The 14,250-nt window shown below is 65.6% G+C and carries 14 protein-coding genes, 1 other RNA gene and 1 pseudogene; 9 read left to right on the top strand and 7 right to left on the bottom strand.

The genetic code is table 11. The annotated features are described in order from the left end of the window. Window positions 1–9: 9 nt before the first annotated feature. A complete protein-coding gene (locus ACYQ0R_RS02140) occupies window positions 10–384 on the bottom strand; it encodes a YlbF/YmcA family competence regulator (RefSeq protein WP_459820696.1) in 375 nt (124 codons plus the stop codon). Window positions 385–439: 55 nt separating this feature from the next. Beyond that, window positions 440–1,093, bottom strand: a complete 654-nt coding sequence (locus ACYQ0R_RS02135) for an alpha/beta hydrolase (RefSeq protein WP_459820695.1) — start codon at window positions 1,091–1,093, stop codon at window positions 440–442. Window positions 1,094–1,237: 144 nt separating this feature from the next. Between ACYQ0R_RS02135 and dph2 the strand changes: the two genes are divergently transcribed. Next, window positions 1,238–2,281, top strand: a complete 1,044-nt coding sequence (gene dph2, locus ACYQ0R_RS02130) for a diphthamide biosynthesis enzyme Dph2 (RefSeq protein WP_459820694.1) — start codon at window positions 1,238–1,240, stop codon at window positions 2,279–2,281. Window positions 2,282–2,381: 100 nt separating this feature from the next. Beyond that, window positions 2,382–3,152 carry a DUF8173 domain-containing protein gene (locus ACYQ0R_RS02125; RefSeq protein WP_459820693.1) on the top strand — a complete coding sequence of 257 codons (771 nt, stop codon included), beginning with the start codon at window positions 2,382–2,384 and terminating at the stop codon, window positions 3,150–3,152. Between the two features lie 8 nt (window positions 3,153–3,160). On the opposite strand, the gene ACYQ0R_RS02120 is transcribed toward ACYQ0R_RS02125, so the two are convergent. Beyond that, entirely contained in the window at window positions 3,161–3,688 is a 528-nt protein-coding gene (locus tag ACYQ0R_RS02120; protein ID WP_488193300.1) for a TIGR00725 family protein, read from the bottom strand. 32 nt (window positions 3,689–3,720) lie between these two features. On the opposite strand from ACYQ0R_RS02120, the gene ACYQ0R_RS02115 reads away from it, so the two are divergent. Genes ACYQ0R_RS02115 through ACYQ0R_RS02105 form a run of 3 tightly spaced genes read left to right on the top strand, consistent with a single transcriptional unit; the run spans window position 3,721 to window position 7,536 of the window. Beyond that, the gene (locus ACYQ0R_RS02115) at window positions 3,721–4,908 is read left to right on the top strand and encodes an MFS transporter (RefSeq protein ID WP_459820691.1); all 1,188 of its coding nucleotides are present in this window, start codon (window positions 3,721–3,723) and stop codon (window positions 4,906–4,908) included. 46 nt (window positions 4,909–4,954) lie between these two features. Further along, window positions 4,955–7,360: an ATP-dependent DNA helicase gene (locus ACYQ0R_RS02110; protein ID WP_459820690.1), complete on the top strand. Its 2,406-nt coding sequence runs from the start codon at window positions 4,955–4,957 to the stop codon at window positions 7,358–7,360. Window positions 7,361–7,389: 29 nt separating this feature from the next. Beyond that, entirely contained in the window at window positions 7,390–7,536 is a 147-nt protein-coding gene (locus ACYQ0R_RS02105; protein WP_459820689.1) for a hypothetical protein, read from the top strand. Window positions 7,537–7,682: 146 nt separating this feature from the next. On the opposite strand, the gene ACYQ0R_RS02100 is transcribed toward ACYQ0R_RS02105, so the two are convergent. Continuing rightward, window positions 7,683–8,999 carry an RNA-guided endonuclease InsQ/TnpB family protein gene (locus ACYQ0R_RS02100; RefSeq protein WP_459820688.1) on the bottom strand — a complete coding sequence of 439 codons (1,317 nt, stop codon included), beginning with the start codon at window positions 8,997–8,999 and terminating at the stop codon, window positions 7,683–7,685. Window positions 9,000–9,002: 3 nt separating this feature from the next. Then, window positions 9,003–9,143, bottom strand: a complete 141-nt coding sequence (locus ACYQ0R_RS02095; RefSeq protein WP_152663333.1) for a DUF2080 family transposase-associated protein — start codon at window positions 9,141–9,143, stop codon at window positions 9,003–9,005. Window positions 9,144–9,389: 246 nt separating this feature from the next. Here ACYQ0R_RS02095 and ACYQ0R_RS02090 point away from each other — a divergent pair. From ACYQ0R_RS02090 to ffs, 3 genes and pseudogenes are all read left to right on the top strand, one after another. After that, window positions 9,390–10,136: pseudogene (locus tag ACYQ0R_RS02090) on the top strand (inositol monophosphatase family protein); the annotation flags it as partial. Window positions 10,137–10,258: 122 nt separating this feature from the next. Beyond that, complete coding sequence (locus ACYQ0R_RS02085; protein WP_459820687.1) at window positions 10,259–10,675, top strand: DUF7548 family protein; 417 nt, start codon at window positions 10,259–10,261, stop codon at window positions 10,673–10,675. Between the two features lie 79 nt (window positions 10,676–10,754). Continuing rightward, window positions 10,755–11,066: signal recognition particle sRNA (gene ffs / locus ACYQ0R_RS02080), an RNA gene on the top strand. Between the two features lie 62 nt (window positions 11,067–11,128). On the opposite strand, the gene ACYQ0R_RS02075 is transcribed toward ffs, so the two are convergent. Then, the gene (locus ACYQ0R_RS02075; protein WP_459820686.1) at window positions 11,129–11,575 is read right to left on the bottom strand and encodes a bis(5'-nucleosyl)-tetraphosphatase; all 447 of its coding nucleotides are present in this window, start codon (window positions 11,573–11,575) and stop codon (window positions 11,129–11,131) included. A gap of 253 nt (window positions 11,576–11,828) precedes the next feature. Between ACYQ0R_RS02075 and ACYQ0R_RS02070 the strand changes: the two genes are divergently transcribed. Then, window positions 11,829–12,161, top strand: a complete 333-nt coding sequence (locus ACYQ0R_RS02070) for a 30S ribosomal protein S10 (protein ID WP_459820685.1) — start codon at window positions 11,829–11,831, stop codon at window positions 12,159–12,161. Window positions 12,162–12,170: 9 nt separating this feature from the next. Here ACYQ0R_RS02070 and ACYQ0R_RS02065 read toward each other — a convergent pair whose 3' ends face one another. Continuing rightward, a complete protein-coding gene (locus ACYQ0R_RS02065) occupies window positions 12,171–14,171 on the bottom strand; it encodes a heavy metal translocating P-type ATPase (protein ID WP_459820684.1) in 2,001 nt (666 codons plus the stop codon). Window positions 14,172–14,250: the final 79 nt, after the last annotated feature.

The raw sequence follows: 14,250 nt of genomic DNA, 5'->3' as shown, positions 1-14,250 counted from the left end.
CGGACGCAACTACTCCTGACAGCAGCCGCCCGCTTCACCGCCGAAGTCGACGTCGAGCGGCTCCGAGATGGCTTCGTTTACCGCCTCGAGCGTGTCGTTCAGCTCCGCTTGGGCGTCGAGAAAGTCGCTCATAACCGGCATCGAGTGAAGCTCCTGTTGGGCGCTCTGGACTCGCTGCAGGTCCGACTGTGTCGCCTCGCCGGTTCGACGCGCCTCCATGAACTTCGCGCGGAGCTCCTCGAACTCGTCGATCCGGCGCTGGACCGCCTCGTCGCGCTGGACGGCTTCGCGAGCCTCCTCGAAGCGTTCGTACTCCGGCGTTCGCGCGATCCGCTCGCCGAGTTCGCGACCGAGCTCCTCGATGGACACCTGTTCCGCGCTCATACACTCGATCCGGGCTAGAGCGGTTTTAACCTGCCGGAGCCGGCGGTGGATACGCTCACTCGAGACGTGCCTCGACGAACGCGACGACGTCACCGAGCTCCGCCGGGCCGATTCCGTGACCGGTCGGATACGTCTCGTAGGTGACGTCGGCACCGACGGCCTCCAGTCGGGACGCGGCGGAGCTCGCGCGCGACTCGGGGATCACTCTATCGCCCGATCCCGCCCCGACGAACACGGGTTTCCCCTCGATCCCCGGCGGCGAACGCTCCGCGTGTGCGTCCGCGAGGTAGCCATGGAGTGCGACGACCCACGCGTATCGGTCCGGCTCCTCTAACAGCAACGAGAGGCTCGATATCGCCCCCTGGCTGAACCCGAGGAGGCCGATCCGATCCGGATCGAGGTCGTAGGCGTCGACGGCGGCGTCGATCGATTCGGTCACGAGGTCGAGACTCCGCCGGAATCCCTCGGGCTCCGGCTGGCTCTCGTGGAGTCCGCCGGCCGAGAGGTCGAGGTCGTACCACGTGTAGCCGCCCTGAAGCGGCTCCGGAGCACGGAGACTGACCACGTGGAGCTCGTCCGGCAGCTCGCTTGCGACCGGCAGGAGATCCTGCTCGTCGGCACCGCGGCCGTGCAACACGAACACGGCCGGACCGTGCTCATCCCCGCCGTCGGGCGCGACGTGGACGTGTTCGAGCGGAAGCGTCGACATACCCCCAGTTGAGCGGCTCCCGGGTTGTGTCTGTCGACTGCGGCAGCGTCCGGCGCTGCGGTTCCGGTCGTCTCGGTGTTCCGGTCGTTTCGCGTCCGTTCCCGAACGGGTCGTTTAACCGTACTGGGACGCAATCGAGGCTGTATGAGTCGCGGGTCCACGGAGGGTGACCTCACGAAGACGGGCATGTCCCTGAAACACGACCGGGAGTGGGACTACGAGCTGGAGCGGATCGTCGACGCCATCGAGGAGCGGGACGCAACGAAGGTCGGGCTGCAGTTCCCCGAGGGGCTCAAACGGCGCGGGCCGAGCGTCGCCGACGACCTCCGCGAGGCTGCTCCCGACGAGGTCACGTTTATGATCTCCGGGCAGCCCTGCTACGGGGCCTGCGACCTCGACACCTACCTGATGCGTCGAACCGACGTGTTCGTCCATTTCGGTCACACGCCGATGAAGGAGTCCGACAGCATCATCTACGTTCCGCTGTTCTCGAACGTCGACCCGTTCCCGATCATGGCGGACGCGCTCGCCGAGCTGGCGGCCCCCGACGACGACTCCGACGTCGGACTCGTCACCACGGCACAGCATATGAACCGCTTCGAGGAAATGACCGACTGGCTCGAGGACCGCGGCTACGAGGTCCACACGCGCCGTGGCGACGACCGTCTCACGAAGGAGGGGCAGGTGCTCGGCTGCAACTACGCCTCCGCGGACATTCCCGCCGAGCAAGTGTTGTACGTCGGCGGCGGAAAGTTCCATCCGGTTGGCCTCGCGATGGAACACCCAGACAAGCGCGTCGTCATCGCCGATCCCGTCAACAACGTCGTGAAGATCGCCGAACACGACCAGTTCCTCAAACAGCGGTACGCCGCAGTCCACAAGGCGATGGACGCCGAGAAATGGGGTGTCATCTTCTGTACGAAGATCGGTCAGGGTCGGTGGGAGCAGGCGCAGGAGATCGTCGAGAACAACGAGAACGCGTACCTGATCACGATGGACGAGGTGACGCCGGACCGGCTGCGGAACTTCGATATGGACGCGTTCGTCAACACGGGGTGTCCGCGGATCACGACCGACGACGGGCCGCGGTTCCACAAGCCGATGTTGACCCCCGGCGAGTACCGCGCCGCGATAGGGGAGAAGCCGCTCGACTCCATCGAGTTCGACACGTTCCACGACACCTGGTAACGCAGTCCGGGATCGTCGACCGTCGGCATACGGCGGGCGTCGGCATACGGCGACCGTCGGAATGGGGAAAACGTTTCACGAATCGACCTGATCGCAGCGTATGGTCCCTCCACACGACGCCGGCCTCGAAGGCCTCCTCACCGGAGCGCACCCCGATCTCCTCGCCGGAGCGTCTTTCGACCTCCTCCGTCTCGCGACCGTCCAGCCGCCTCGGCAGACGGCCGGTGACCTCCTCGTCGGTGCGACGGTCGAGTTCGTCTTCAGTGCCGTCGTCCTGAGCGTTATCGGCGCGATCGTGATGGCGATCGCGCCCGAGTTCACCTCGGAGGGTGTCGCGTACGTCCACGAACACCCGGGAGAGGCGTTCGTGTACGGCGTCATCGCCTACGTCGCGCTGATCGCGGCGACGATACTGCTCGCGATCACGATCGTCGGCTTGCTCGTCGTGATACCCGGGTTGATCCTCGTCGCGGTCCTCGGCTTGGGCGCGACCACGGTCGCGATCGTGTCGCTTGGCGGATGGCTCCTGTCGGCGTTCGACGGTCGATCGGTGACGGCGTCCGGCACAGCGCTCGTCGCCGGCGCGGTCGCGTGGGCGGTGGTCGATCTCGTTCCGGTGCTGGGCGGACTCGTCACGTTCGTTCTCAGCGCGATGGGGTTCGGCTACCTCGCACTGTACCTCGTCAACGGCCGGTCCGACCGCTACTACGGCTCGCTCGGCGAGGCGTCCGACGAGACGGACGACCGCTCCGCGTACGACCGATACGATCCCCGACGCGAACACGGCGACCGGCGCGACGACGTCGCGCGCGAGCAGGGGGACGTTGCTCGCGACGAGACCGACGACGGCGACTCCCGGTCGGATCGGTGACCCCTGCCTCACTCGACTCGCCGCTCAACGTACGCGACCGCTTCGGCGGGGGAGTCGACCGGCGTCACGCCGTCGACCTCGTGGGTGTCGAGGCCGGCCACCGGTCGGTCGTGTGCGAGCGCGAGACCGATCTCCGAGAGCGTACCGTACGACCCGTCGACGGCGACCGCGGCGTCACCGTTCATGACGACGATGGCGTTTCGGGCGTGGCCGAGCCCGGTTGCGATCGGCGTCGTCACGTACGGGTTGGCGTCGAAGCGTCGGTCGGTCGGGAGGATTCCGATCGTCTCACCGTCCGCATTCCGCGCACCCCGACACACGGCCTCCATCACACCGCCCAGCCCGCCGCAGACGACTGTGTGGCCACGGGTTGCGAGCCGCTCGCCCAGTTCCTCGGCGACTGCCGCGGTCTCCGGCGGAACGCTGCTTCCCCCGATGACGCTGACGCGCATGCGTCGTCTCGGAGAGGAACCGACAAAAAACGGCCGGACGACGGGTCGGCGCGTGTTCGGCGAGGGTCGGCCGCAGGTTCGCAACCCTTGTCACGACGGGCAGCCGAAACCGACGCGTGACGCGTCGGCTCTTCGGAACCCTCTGCGGGCTCGTCTTCCTCGTGAACCTCGGCCGGGTCGGGTTTGCACCGCTCGTGCCGACCATCAGCGCCGAGTTCGCCGCCAGCACCGCGGTCGTCGGCTCGGTGACGACGCTCGTGTGGGTCGGCTCCGCACTCCCCCGGATCCCGGTCGGCTACCTCCTCACGCGGGTGCCGCGCCACCACGTCGTGCTCGGATCCGGCGTCGCGCTCGCCGCCGCCGCCGTGTTTACCGGCTCGGCAGACTCCGTCCGCGCACTGCAGGTCGGCGCTCTGTGTTTAGGACTCGCATCGGGCGCGTACTTCGTCGCCGCCGTCCCACTCATCGCCGAGCTGTTTCCGAGCGGACGCGGCCGCGCGATCGGGATCCACGGCACGGCGAGCCAGCTCGCTGCCGTCGTCGCGCCCGGCGTGGTCGTCGCGGTCCTCCTCGTCGCCGGGTGGGGTGCCGTCTTCCACCTGCTCGCGGTCGGCGCGATGATCGTCACGGCGATACTGTTCGTCGTCATCCGACGAAATCCGCTTCCCGAATCCGCCGGAGCGGACAGGAACTTTCGCTCGGCGCTCGCGTTCTGGCCGCTGATCCTCGTCGGCGTCGCCGTCGTCGCCGTGCCGGGATTCGTCTGGCAGGGCGTATTTAACTTCTACGTGACGTATCTCATCGGAGTGAAAAGCGTCTCAGAACCCGTCGCGAACGCGCTTCTCACCGTTATCTTCGCGGCCGGACTCCCCGCGTTCTGGTTCGGCGGGCGACTCGCCGACCGACTCCCGCACATCCCGTATCTGCTCGGGATCATGGTGTCGTTCGCCGCCGCGCTCGTGGTGCTCGTCGTTGCCGAGGGCGTCGTCGCGCTCGTGGCCGTGACCGTGCTGCTCGGCGTCGTGATCCACGCGCTGTTTCCGGCCATCGACACGTTCATGCTCGAGTCGCTGCCCGCCGACAACCGCGCGAGCGTGTACGCGGTGTTCAGCGGCGTTGCGATGTTCCTCGAGGCGACCGGCAGCGGCGCGGTCGGGTTCGCCGCCGACCGCGCGAGCTTCGACGCCGCATTCGTCGTCGGAGCGGCCGGCGTCGTCGTCGTCGCCGCCATCGTGGGAGCGATCCATGCCGCTGGACGACTCCCGGGCGGGACGCGGTCTCGTGGAGACGACGGGGGAGCGTGACGCGCCCTCTGAAGGTTTAAACCCGGTGAGGAACAACTCCGGCGTAGTGACCGACGCGCCGCCGTGGGCCGATATCTTCGGCCACGAGGAGCCGTATCCCGAACAGGCGGACGGTATCGACGCCGCGATAGATGTCGCCGATGACGGCGGCTTCCTCGCGCTGGAGGGAGCCTGCGGAACCGGCAAGACGATGCTCGCGCTGACGGCCGGGCTCGACCGGGTGCGCGACCCGGACTCACCGTTCGAGCGCGTGTTCGTCCTCACAAGCGTGAAACAGCAGCTTCGTCAGTTCGAGACGGATCTCGCGACGATCAACGAGAACCTCCCGGCGGAGTACGCCCCGATCTCCGGGCTCACCCTCGTCGGCAAGGCGGATGTCTGCCCGTATGCCAGACAGCGTCGTGCCGGAATCGACCGTAAAAACGTGTACGAGCGGTGCGAGGGACTCCGAGAGCGGACGCGGCAGCTCGTCGGCGAGGACGGGCCGACGACCACGTCGACGCTCGTGAGCGAGGCACGGAGCCAGCAGATCGGCCTCACCGACTCCGCGACATCACGGAGCGACGGCTCCGGATCGGGTGCGCCCCCGCGAGGAGGATCCGACGCTGGCGGAGCGGACGGCGACCGAGGAGCCACCGAGTATCTGACCGTCGACGGCGAGCCGACACCGTACCGGCCGGACACGGAGGAGTTTCGGGAGACGGAGTTTTGCCCGTTTTACGCGGGGTTTCTCGACGATCTCCCGGACGAGGGTGATCCGGCGGAAGCGGTCCCGTTCGATCTCACCGACCGCGGGCACGTCGACGCGACGGAGCTCGTCCGACTCGCTGCCGGTCACGGGAGCTGTCCCCACTCGATCATGGGTGCGCTCGTCCCGGAGGTCGAGGTCGTTATCGGGAACTACTACCACGCGTTCGATCCGACGACGACGGCGACGTTCACCGGCGCGCTGCTCGACGAGTCGACGTTCGTCGTCTGTGACGAGGCGCACATGCTCGAACCGCGCGTGCGGGATCTCGTCAGCGACGGGGTCGCCGATGCAAGCCTCCGTGACGCGGAAACCGAGATAACGCGTCTCGTCCAGCCGCTGGAGTTCGAGCGCGACGGAGCCGAGTCGGACGATGCGGAAACCGTCCGCGGCGAGCTCGCGGACAGCGACGTCACGCTCGAGGAGCTGAAGCGCCTCCGAACGTTCATCGTCGACCTCCGAGATGAGCTCGACCGGCGCGTGACCGCACACCTCGACCGGGAACGGCCCGACTGGCGGGCGGCGATGAGCAAACTCGACGACGCGGAGATCCCCCTTCGAGACCCCAAGCAGCCGGCAGAAGACGAGATCACGACGTGGGCGAAACGCGAGGGGTACCGTGACCGCGTCTGGGCGCGTGCGCCTGCGGTTGGATCGGTCGTCAAACGCGTGCTGGACTCGCTGGAGGACGAGGACAAACAGCGCGCCGCGCCGGGCGTCGGGATGACGCTCAACGCCTGGTACCGGGAGGACCACGAGGAGTTCTTCCGCGCGATCGACCTCGAACGGACGTTCGACGACACGGAGCCGCCGGACTCGTGGCGACGGGCGTACAACGCGAGCCTCGCGCTGTACAACTGTCTGCCGAGCGAGCCGATCGGTCAGCGGCTCGGCGAGTTCGGCGGTGGGGTGTTGATGAGTGCCACTCTGGAGCCGATGGACGTGTTCCGGGAAGTGACCGGACTGGACCGACTCGAGTCGGTTGGCCGACCGGTCGCCGAGCGAACGTACGGGCTCACGTTCCCGGAGAAGAACCGGGCGAGCTTCGCGGTGGACGTCCCGAAGTTCACCCACGAGAACCGCGGTGTGCCCGGCGAACGAAACGAGACGCGGATCGCCCACCTCGACGCAATCGCCGAGATCGCGAACCGCGACGGCAACGTCCTCGTGGGTGCGCCGAACTACGCCGAGGCGACGTGGGTCGCCGACGAGCTCGGGAAGCGGATAGACAAGCCGGTGCTGATCGACGAGTCGTCCGGAGATCGGGAGACGGAGGCCCTCAAGGAGACGTTCTTTGCCGGCAGCGGGAAGGTGCTCGTCACCAGCCTCCGTGGAACGCTGACGGAGGGTGTCGACTACCGTGGCGACCGTCTCGCGGCGGCGGTCGTCTGCGGCGTTCCGATCATCAACACCGCCCGTCCGCGAACCCGCGCGGTCGTGACCGCGTACGACGAGCGGTTCGATTCCGGATTCGAGACGGCCCTTACGGTGCCGGCGGTGCGGAAGGCGAGACAGGCGGTCGGCCGGGTCATCCGTGGCCCCGAGGAGCATGGCGTTCGCGTGTTGCTCGACGCCCGCTACGCTCGCGACTCGTGGAACGGTGTTCGGGAGTACCTTCCAGCACACGAACGCGAGGAGTTCCAGCCGGTGAGTCCGGATATGCTTGGGTTCGCGCTCGAGCGGTTCGAGTCGTCGATCCGGTAACTACCTCCCTCCGGCGACACCATCGCGGTATGACCGCAACCACCTGTTCGTTTCACGTCGTCTGTCGACAGTGTCGGACCGAACGGCTTCTCGACTCGGCCGCCGAGGCGAAACGGGTTGCCGACGACCACGCAGCGAAGACGGGCCACGTCGTGGTGTACGACCGGATCGACTGAGGCGGGATCCGAAACGTTTCCTCCCGACGGACGGTGCGGGGCGTATGGACGATACGGCGCTCCTCGATGCGCTTCGACTCGCAGCCCGGGAGGGGGCGGACGTCGCGCTCGATAGGTTCAGAAGCGATCTAGACGTGGAGAGTGAACTACCCCTGCCTACTCGCCGCCGTTGGCGTCTCCTTGAGGCAGGGGCTTCCTGTTTCAACGACGCGCTTTGCAGACACAACCGCAGTGTCCACAGGGAGCGCAGTCTCCACAGGCGTTGACGAATCGCTCCGCGATTCGTTCGCACACCAGAAATCTTCGATTTCTGGGGACGTTCCTTCGGAGTGACCCACTCCTAGATTGGTGAGACCGCGAGAAAGAATGTTCCACGCTGCGTTTGCGTCCCTGTCTGCCTCGAAGCCACAGGCAGGACAGGAGTGCTCACGCACCCAAAGTGGTTTGTCGGTTTCGACGCCACACTGAGCGCACTCTTTGGTGGTTCCTTCGGGTTCCACGTCCACGAAGTGCGTGCCTTCACGTTTGCACTTGTATTCGAGCAACGAGAGGAACGTTCGCCACGCCGCCGATGCGGTGTTGCGGCTGTTCGACGGCGATTCTAGCATTCCTTTCACGTCAAGGTCTTCGACGGCCACCAAGTCGTATTCCCGAGCATAGTAGTTCGACAATTTATGCAGGAAGTCACGCCGCTTGCGCTTGATTTGTTGGTGACACTCGGCTACCGTCTGCCGTTGTTTCTCCCAGTTGTTCGACCCATGCTCTTTGCGCGAGAGGTTCCGCTGCTCTCGTTCAAGCCTGTCGCGTTCCTCCGAAAGGTCGAGTGAACCAACTGCCGTGCCGTCAGTGTCGTGGGCATACTTCAGAACCCCCACGTCGATGCCAACCATCTCGTCGGCGTCGATCTCCGCCAGCGACGGTTTGGGCGGTTCCTCTTTGTCGTCAACGGCGAAGGAGGCATACCACTCCCCGGTTGGTTCTTTCTTGAGCGTGGCTTCTTTGACTGTTTCATCGTCGGGAATGTCTCGGTGGCACTCTATTGGAATATCCGCGAGTTTCGACAGTGAGAGCACAGTCTGACCGTTCTTCTTGTCGAACTCGAAGCCAGACTGGACGTATGTGAAACTGCGGAAGTCTCTGGGAGCTTTCCAGTTTAGACTCCCGACGTTGTAGCCCTTGTCTTTCAGTTCACCGAGTGCCGTGATACTGTCTTCGATCCGCATGACAGCGGCCTGTGTAACCGTTGAATACAGGTCGTTCAATTCGTCCCACCACCCTTTGAGGTCAGTGAGTTGATCGCGGACTTGTCGCACTCGTTGGTTGAGTGTACCCTCTGATTCGGGAATTTTGTTAAACTCCCTGAGAGCGTGGTTGTAAAGTTGCCTACAGGTGTCTCGGTGGTAATCCAACAACTCACGCTGTTCGGTGGTTGGCTTGAGCCGGAACCTGTAGGCGTAGTGCATCGGTTACTCGGTTGGTTCTGACGTTCGGACGATCTTCACGTCTGCGCCACGCCAGTCTTTGGGAACGAGGACGTGTGCGCCGTTGCCGGTGGCTTTTACCTCGCCTTCGATGACTTCGTGGCCTTCAATTTCGTGTCTATCCATCACCTATGTTTAGACATTGTTTCAACATAAACGTATCGGTTCGTGGGCCTGTGGGCCAGCAACAAGCAGGCGCATGATAGATGATGACGGCGGTGTATCCCCTCCCTACTGCGTCCTCAGAAATCTTCGATTTCTGATGTGCGAACGAGAGCTTGCTCTCGTTAACGCTACTCGGCCTTCGGCCTGCGTTGCTCCTTGAGGAAGGGGGCTTACCGCCTGTAATCAGCTAAAACCGGCCGGTTCGACCGCGTGACGCGGATCGACCGGGCGGTGCAGCGTCGCGTTTCGGAGTCGCTATCGAGCGCCGCACCGGACGTGCCGGTCGTCGGCGAGGAGGCGGACGCGCGAAAGGACGTTCCGGACGCCGGTCTCGCGTGGGTCGTCGATCCGATCGACGGGACGAACAACTACGTCGCGGGCGGCGTGGTTTGGGCGGTCGCGGTCGCGGCGACGCGTGACGGCGATCCGGTCGCTGCGGTGACCCACCTTCCCGTCATCGGCGAGACGTACACCGTCGGCGCGGTGAGTGACGCCGCCGAGCGTGCTGACGCGTCGATAACCGAATTCGACGGGGACGCCGAAGCGAGTCCCGTCGCCAGACGGAACGGGGAGCCGATCCATGTGAGCGACGCCGACGAGCCGTCCTCGTTCACGGTCAATCCGATCTTCGGGTTTTCCGACCGACACCGACGTCGTCATCGACGGGCGGTGGAGACGATTTTCGAGACGTTCGGCGACTACCGTCGCGTCGGCTGTGCACAGGCCGCGCTCGCAGCCGTCGCGAGCGGAGAACTGGAGGCCGCGGTGTCGACGGTCCGGCTCAACCCGTGGGACACGGTCGGCGGAGCTCGCCTTATCAGGGCTGCCGGCGGCCGAGTAACCGACGTCCACGGTGACCGCTGGGTGCCGGGAGCGACGGGGGTCGTCGCCACGAACGGGACCGCACACGACCGCGTGGTGGAGGCGCTCGACGGCGACTCGACGCACCGATGATGCGGGTCGTGCCGTCCGGTGAGGGGTTCTCGGATCGGCGGCGTCTCGTCGGTGAGTGACGTTCGGTGGGGAGTACGCGACGGATCCGGTCCTTTTACCGCGCCGCCGGCCGGACCGTCAGTATGGACGTCCGCGACCTGGCTCGGCGAGTCGGAATCGGGGCCTCGATCGTCACCGTGCTCGTGCTCGTCGCGCCGTACGTACTGATATCCGAACAGCAGGACCTGCTTATCGCCTACTACGCGGCGGGACCGGTCGGTGCCGGCGGCGTCGGTCTGTTCGCGCTGCTCAGCGCGGTCGTGTTCGCCTCAATCGAGCGCGGAAACGTGGATCCGGGAACGCTCGCGGGGGTCGTCGTCGTGCTCGGGATCGCGACGTTTCTGCTCGCGGTCGTCTGGGAGGTCGCGATCGATCCGACAGTTCGGTTCGGGTTCCCGGCCGAGTACCGCTGGCTGGAGTGGCATTCGATCGCCGTCATCATAACGTCGCTTCCGATCCCCGTCTGTGCCGGGATCTACGCGCAAGACCTGCTCGGCTAGCCGGGGGAGCGTTGCTCACGAATCGCCGATTCGCGTGGGTCGTGAACGAAAGGCCCTTATGTGCCACTCGTGTACCTCAAAACGGACTAGGTCGGGCGGTTAGGCCCCGCTCGCAACCCGTGAGGAAGTCTTCAGCGGGGACCGAACACCGGGCACGTCCGGTCAGACCGGAGCGGGCCTCGGGAGCCAACGTGGAAGCCTCGTCCGACGGGGACAGCGGTCCACGGCGCTCGCTCGCAGGAGCGATACGTCGTGGTTCGGCGGCGACAACGGGTCAGGCGCGGAAGCGAGCAGCCCATCGCCGGACGCCCGTCGCTCGTCGGGTCGCGGGGTGGAGAAGGCAACCGAGATACCCCGTTCCGGAACGCCGGGCAACCCCGCTCGTCCACCATTCATACCCGTTTCATCACGCCGAAAGCGATCGCTTTGACCGGCGGTTCCACCATCTGACCGTCAGATGTACTCTCCGGTCTCCTCGTCTTTCAACTCGTCCAGATACTCGTGTGCCTCCTCGAAGATCTCTCGGGGACCGTCCTGAGTGATGGTGTTCACCGCCTGTTCGTAGTCTCGCCACTGGAGGTCGCGGTGCTCCTTCGACAGCTCCGCGCTCGCCTCGAACGAACGGGCGATGAACAGATGCACCGTCTTGTGGATCGTCTTGCCGTTCGCCTCGAACACGTAGTCGTACTCCTCGCGGAAGCCGTCGATCAGCCGGAAGTTCTCGATTCCGGCCTCCTCCGACACCTCCCGTATAGCCGTCTGCTGGAGCTCCTCGTCCCCCTCGACCCCGCCTTTGGGGAACTCCCAGTCCCCCGGTCGGCTTTTGAGGAGCAAATACTCCCGTTCGCCGCGGGTGTCGCGGAAGAGGATGGCTCCAGCGCTTGTCGCTTCGACCGTCATTAGCGTCAGGTAAGCGACCCCCCGTAAAGAGGGTGTCGGACTCGTCGGTTCCTCGCTTGTTTCCGGTGCTCTCGTCCGATCTGCGGGCTCGCATCGCGTGAAATGTACGATCGAACAAACGATCCATTGCTCCGACGTCGAGCAGGACCCGCTGCTCCGACGCTGCTGTCGCTCGTGTCATCCCCTCGCAGTCGGCGTCCCGGTAGATGCGTTTTTACCCCTCGAACGACCATCAGCGAACGACCCCCCAGCCATGACCTTCGTTACGAAACTCTCGTTCTCCTCCGGCGACCGCGACGTCCTCGCGGAGACGGTCGAGGAGCTCAAATCCACGCTCGAACGCAAGGGTGCGGAGTGTAAGGGCCCGCACGCCGATCCATCGGAACGGATTCGCGTACCGCTTTATAAACACCTACGCGAAGGGGAGGCGTTTGATCCGTGGAGCTACACGGTGTACAAGCGCTCGATGGAGATCCACGGCTCCGACGAGATCGCCCGTTCGATCGTGGACCGGGAGTTTCCGGATTCCATCCACGTCGAGGTCGAGGTCGACCGGAAGAAGCCGCTCGGTCACCGTCGAGACTGATCGCCGCGGTCACCCGTCGAAGCCGAGCAGGCGCAGCCCGATAAGCGAAACGAGCACGGTCGATCCCTCGTGGCCGATCACCGCGACCGGGAGGGGGATCCCCGCGGTAAGGATCGCGACGATCATGATCGCGATCGCTCCGAACGCGATCGCGAAGTTCGTGTACAGCGTCCGTCGCGTCGCTCGGCTCAGCGCCAGCGCGTAGGGGAGTTTTTCGAGGTCGTCGGACATGAGAACGACGTCCGCCGTCTCGAGGGCGACGTCCGTCCCCGCACCACCCATGCCGACGCTAACGTCCGCGGTTGCGAGTGCGGGCGCGTCGTTGACGCCGTCCCCGACCATCGCGACGGCCTCGTACTCCGTCTGAAGCGCTTCGATCCGGTCGACCTTCCGTTCGGGAAGCAGCTCCGCGTACACCTCGTCGATCCCGACCTCGTCGGCGATGTACTCCGCGACACGCTCGTTGTCGCCGGTTAACATCACCACCCGCTCGACGCCGTGATCGCGGAGTTGCTGGATCGTCTCCGCGGCGTTCTCCCGGATCGTGTCGGTGAACGCCAGCCATCCGAGCACGGTCAGCCCGTCGGCGGTCTCCTCCGCGACGAGAACGCTCGTCTTCCCGTTCGACTCGAGCCGCCGGAGCGCGCGGACTCCCTGGTCGTGCCCGTCGATCCGTGCGTCGGCGGTCACCGTCTCGAAGTATCGCCGATTGCCGATGTGGACCGTCCGCCCCCGGATCGTGGCGTGAACGCCTTTCCCGACGACGGCCTGAAACTCGTCCGCGTTCGGCACGTCGAGTCCCCGCTCCTCGGCCGCGTCGACGGTCGCCTCCGCCAGGTGATGTTCCGATCGCGACTGCACGGCGGCGGCCACCGCGAGCAGTCGGTCGGCGGTGACCGACGGACCGTCGATCACCGAGTCGGCGTCCACCCTGACTCCGGGTCGAGGCGAGGCATCGGTGAGTCGCGTGTTCCCCTCCGTCAGCGTACCCGTCTTGTCGAACGCGACCGCGTCGACGTCGGCCGCCGTCTCGACGTACTCTCCACCTTTAAACAGCACGCCCCGGCGAGCTCCGGCGGTGATCGCCGACAGCACGGCTGCGGGCGTGGAGATGATGACCGCACAGGGGGATGCGGCGACCATCAGCGTCATCGCACGATAAAACGTCGACTCGAACGGGTGTGCGAGGAGAACGTACGGGACCGCGATCGCGACCGCCGTCATCGCGAGCACGCCGAGCACGTACGGCTGTTCCAATCGGTCGATGAGCCGCTGGGTCGGCGCGCGCTTGCTTTGAGCCTCCTCGACGAGATGGATCAGGCGGGAGATCGCGGACTCGTGGGCCTTGCGGGTCACGCGGATCTCGAGGCTCCCGGTTTCGTTTATCGTCCCGCCGAACACCTCGTCGCCCGGCTCCTTCGGCACCGGGACCGACTCGCCGGTGAGCGAGGACTGGTCGACGGAGCTCTCCCCGTCGACGACGACACCGTCGAGCGGCAGTCGGTCGCCCGGGCGGACGACGAACACGTCGTCGACGTCGACCTCCTCGATCGGGACGATCTCCTCGTCGCCGTTTTCGCGAAGCACTCGCGCGGACTCCGGTCGCATCTCCATCAGCGATTCGATGGCGGTCCGGGATCGTCCGATCGCGTACTCCTCGAGCACCGTCGACAGCGAGAACAGGAACAGCAGCATCGCACCCTCGAACGGCGCACCGATGAGCAGCGCGCCAGTGGCGGCGAGGATCATCAGCAGGTCGATCTCGATGGCCGGCTCGCGGAGCGCCTCGATGCTGTCTTTGAGTCCGTACCAGCCGCCGAAGACGTACGCGACCGCATAGCTGACGTCCACGACCGTCCCGGGTGCGCCGAACCAGCTCCCGAGGAGACCGCTCATCATGCCGACGAACGTGAGGACGACGAATGCGGCACGTCGCCGGAGCAGCGATCGGTCTATTGTCGGCTCCGATCCGGAGATATCCTCTCGATCAAGAGCCGATTGCTCCGCCATGTCAGATCGTTTCGTCTCCGCGGGAATGACTATTTGGATCACGGATCGGCGCGGAGTCATCCGGTTCGACACGCAGTGA

The sequence above is a fragment of the Halorubrum luteum genome, assembly GCF_054652935.1.
Note: the sequence above shows the minus strand (reverse complement) of the source record. Positions and strands in the feature narration are given on the sequence as shown.

Excerpts from the sequence above, each read along its gene's own strand:
- ACYQ0R_RS02125 (WP_459820693.1), top strand. The coding sequence starts at position 2,382 with ATGGTCCCTCCACACGACGCCGGCCTCGAAGGCCTCCTCACCGGAGCG.
- ACYQ0R_RS02100 (WP_459820688.1), bottom strand. The coding sequence starts at position 8,999 with ATGCACTACGCCTACAGGTTCCGGCTCAAGCCAACCACCGAACAGCGT.
- ACYQ0R_RS02085 (WP_459820687.1), top strand. The coding sequence starts at position 10,259 with ATGGACGTCCGCGACCTGGCTCGGCGAGTCGGAATCGGGGCCTCGATC.
- ACYQ0R_RS02135 (WP_459820695.1), bottom strand. The coding sequence starts at position 1,093 with ATGTCGACGCTTCCGCTCGAACACGTCCACGTCGCGCCCGACGGCGGG.
- ACYQ0R_RS02140 (WP_459820696.1), bottom strand. The coding sequence starts at position 384 with ATGAGCGCGGAACAGGTGTCCATCGAGGAGCTCGGTCGCGAACTCGGC.
- ACYQ0R_RS02065 (WP_459820684.1), bottom strand. The coding sequence starts at position 14,171 with ATGGCGGAGCAATCGGCTCTTGATCGAGAGGATATCTCCGGATCGGAG.
- ACYQ0R_RS02105 (WP_459820689.1), top strand. The coding sequence starts at position 7,390 with ATGACCGCAACCACCTGTTCGTTTCACGTCGTCTGTCGACAGTGTCGG.
- ACYQ0R_RS02075 (WP_459820686.1), bottom strand. The coding sequence starts at position 11,575 with ATGACGGTCGAAGCGACAAGCGCTGGAGCCATCCTCTTCCGCGACACC.
- ACYQ0R_RS02070 (WP_459820685.1), top strand. The coding sequence starts at position 11,829 with ATGACCTTCGTTACGAAACTCTCGTTCTCCTCCGGCGACCGCGACGTC.
- ACYQ0R_RS02095 (WP_152663333.1), bottom strand. The coding sequence starts at position 9,143 with ATGGATAGACACGAAATTGAAGGCCACGAAGTCATCGAAGGCGAGGTA.
- dph2 (WP_459820694.1), top strand. The coding sequence starts at position 1,238 with ATGAGTCGCGGGTCCACGGAGGGTGACCTCACGAAGACGGGCATGTCC.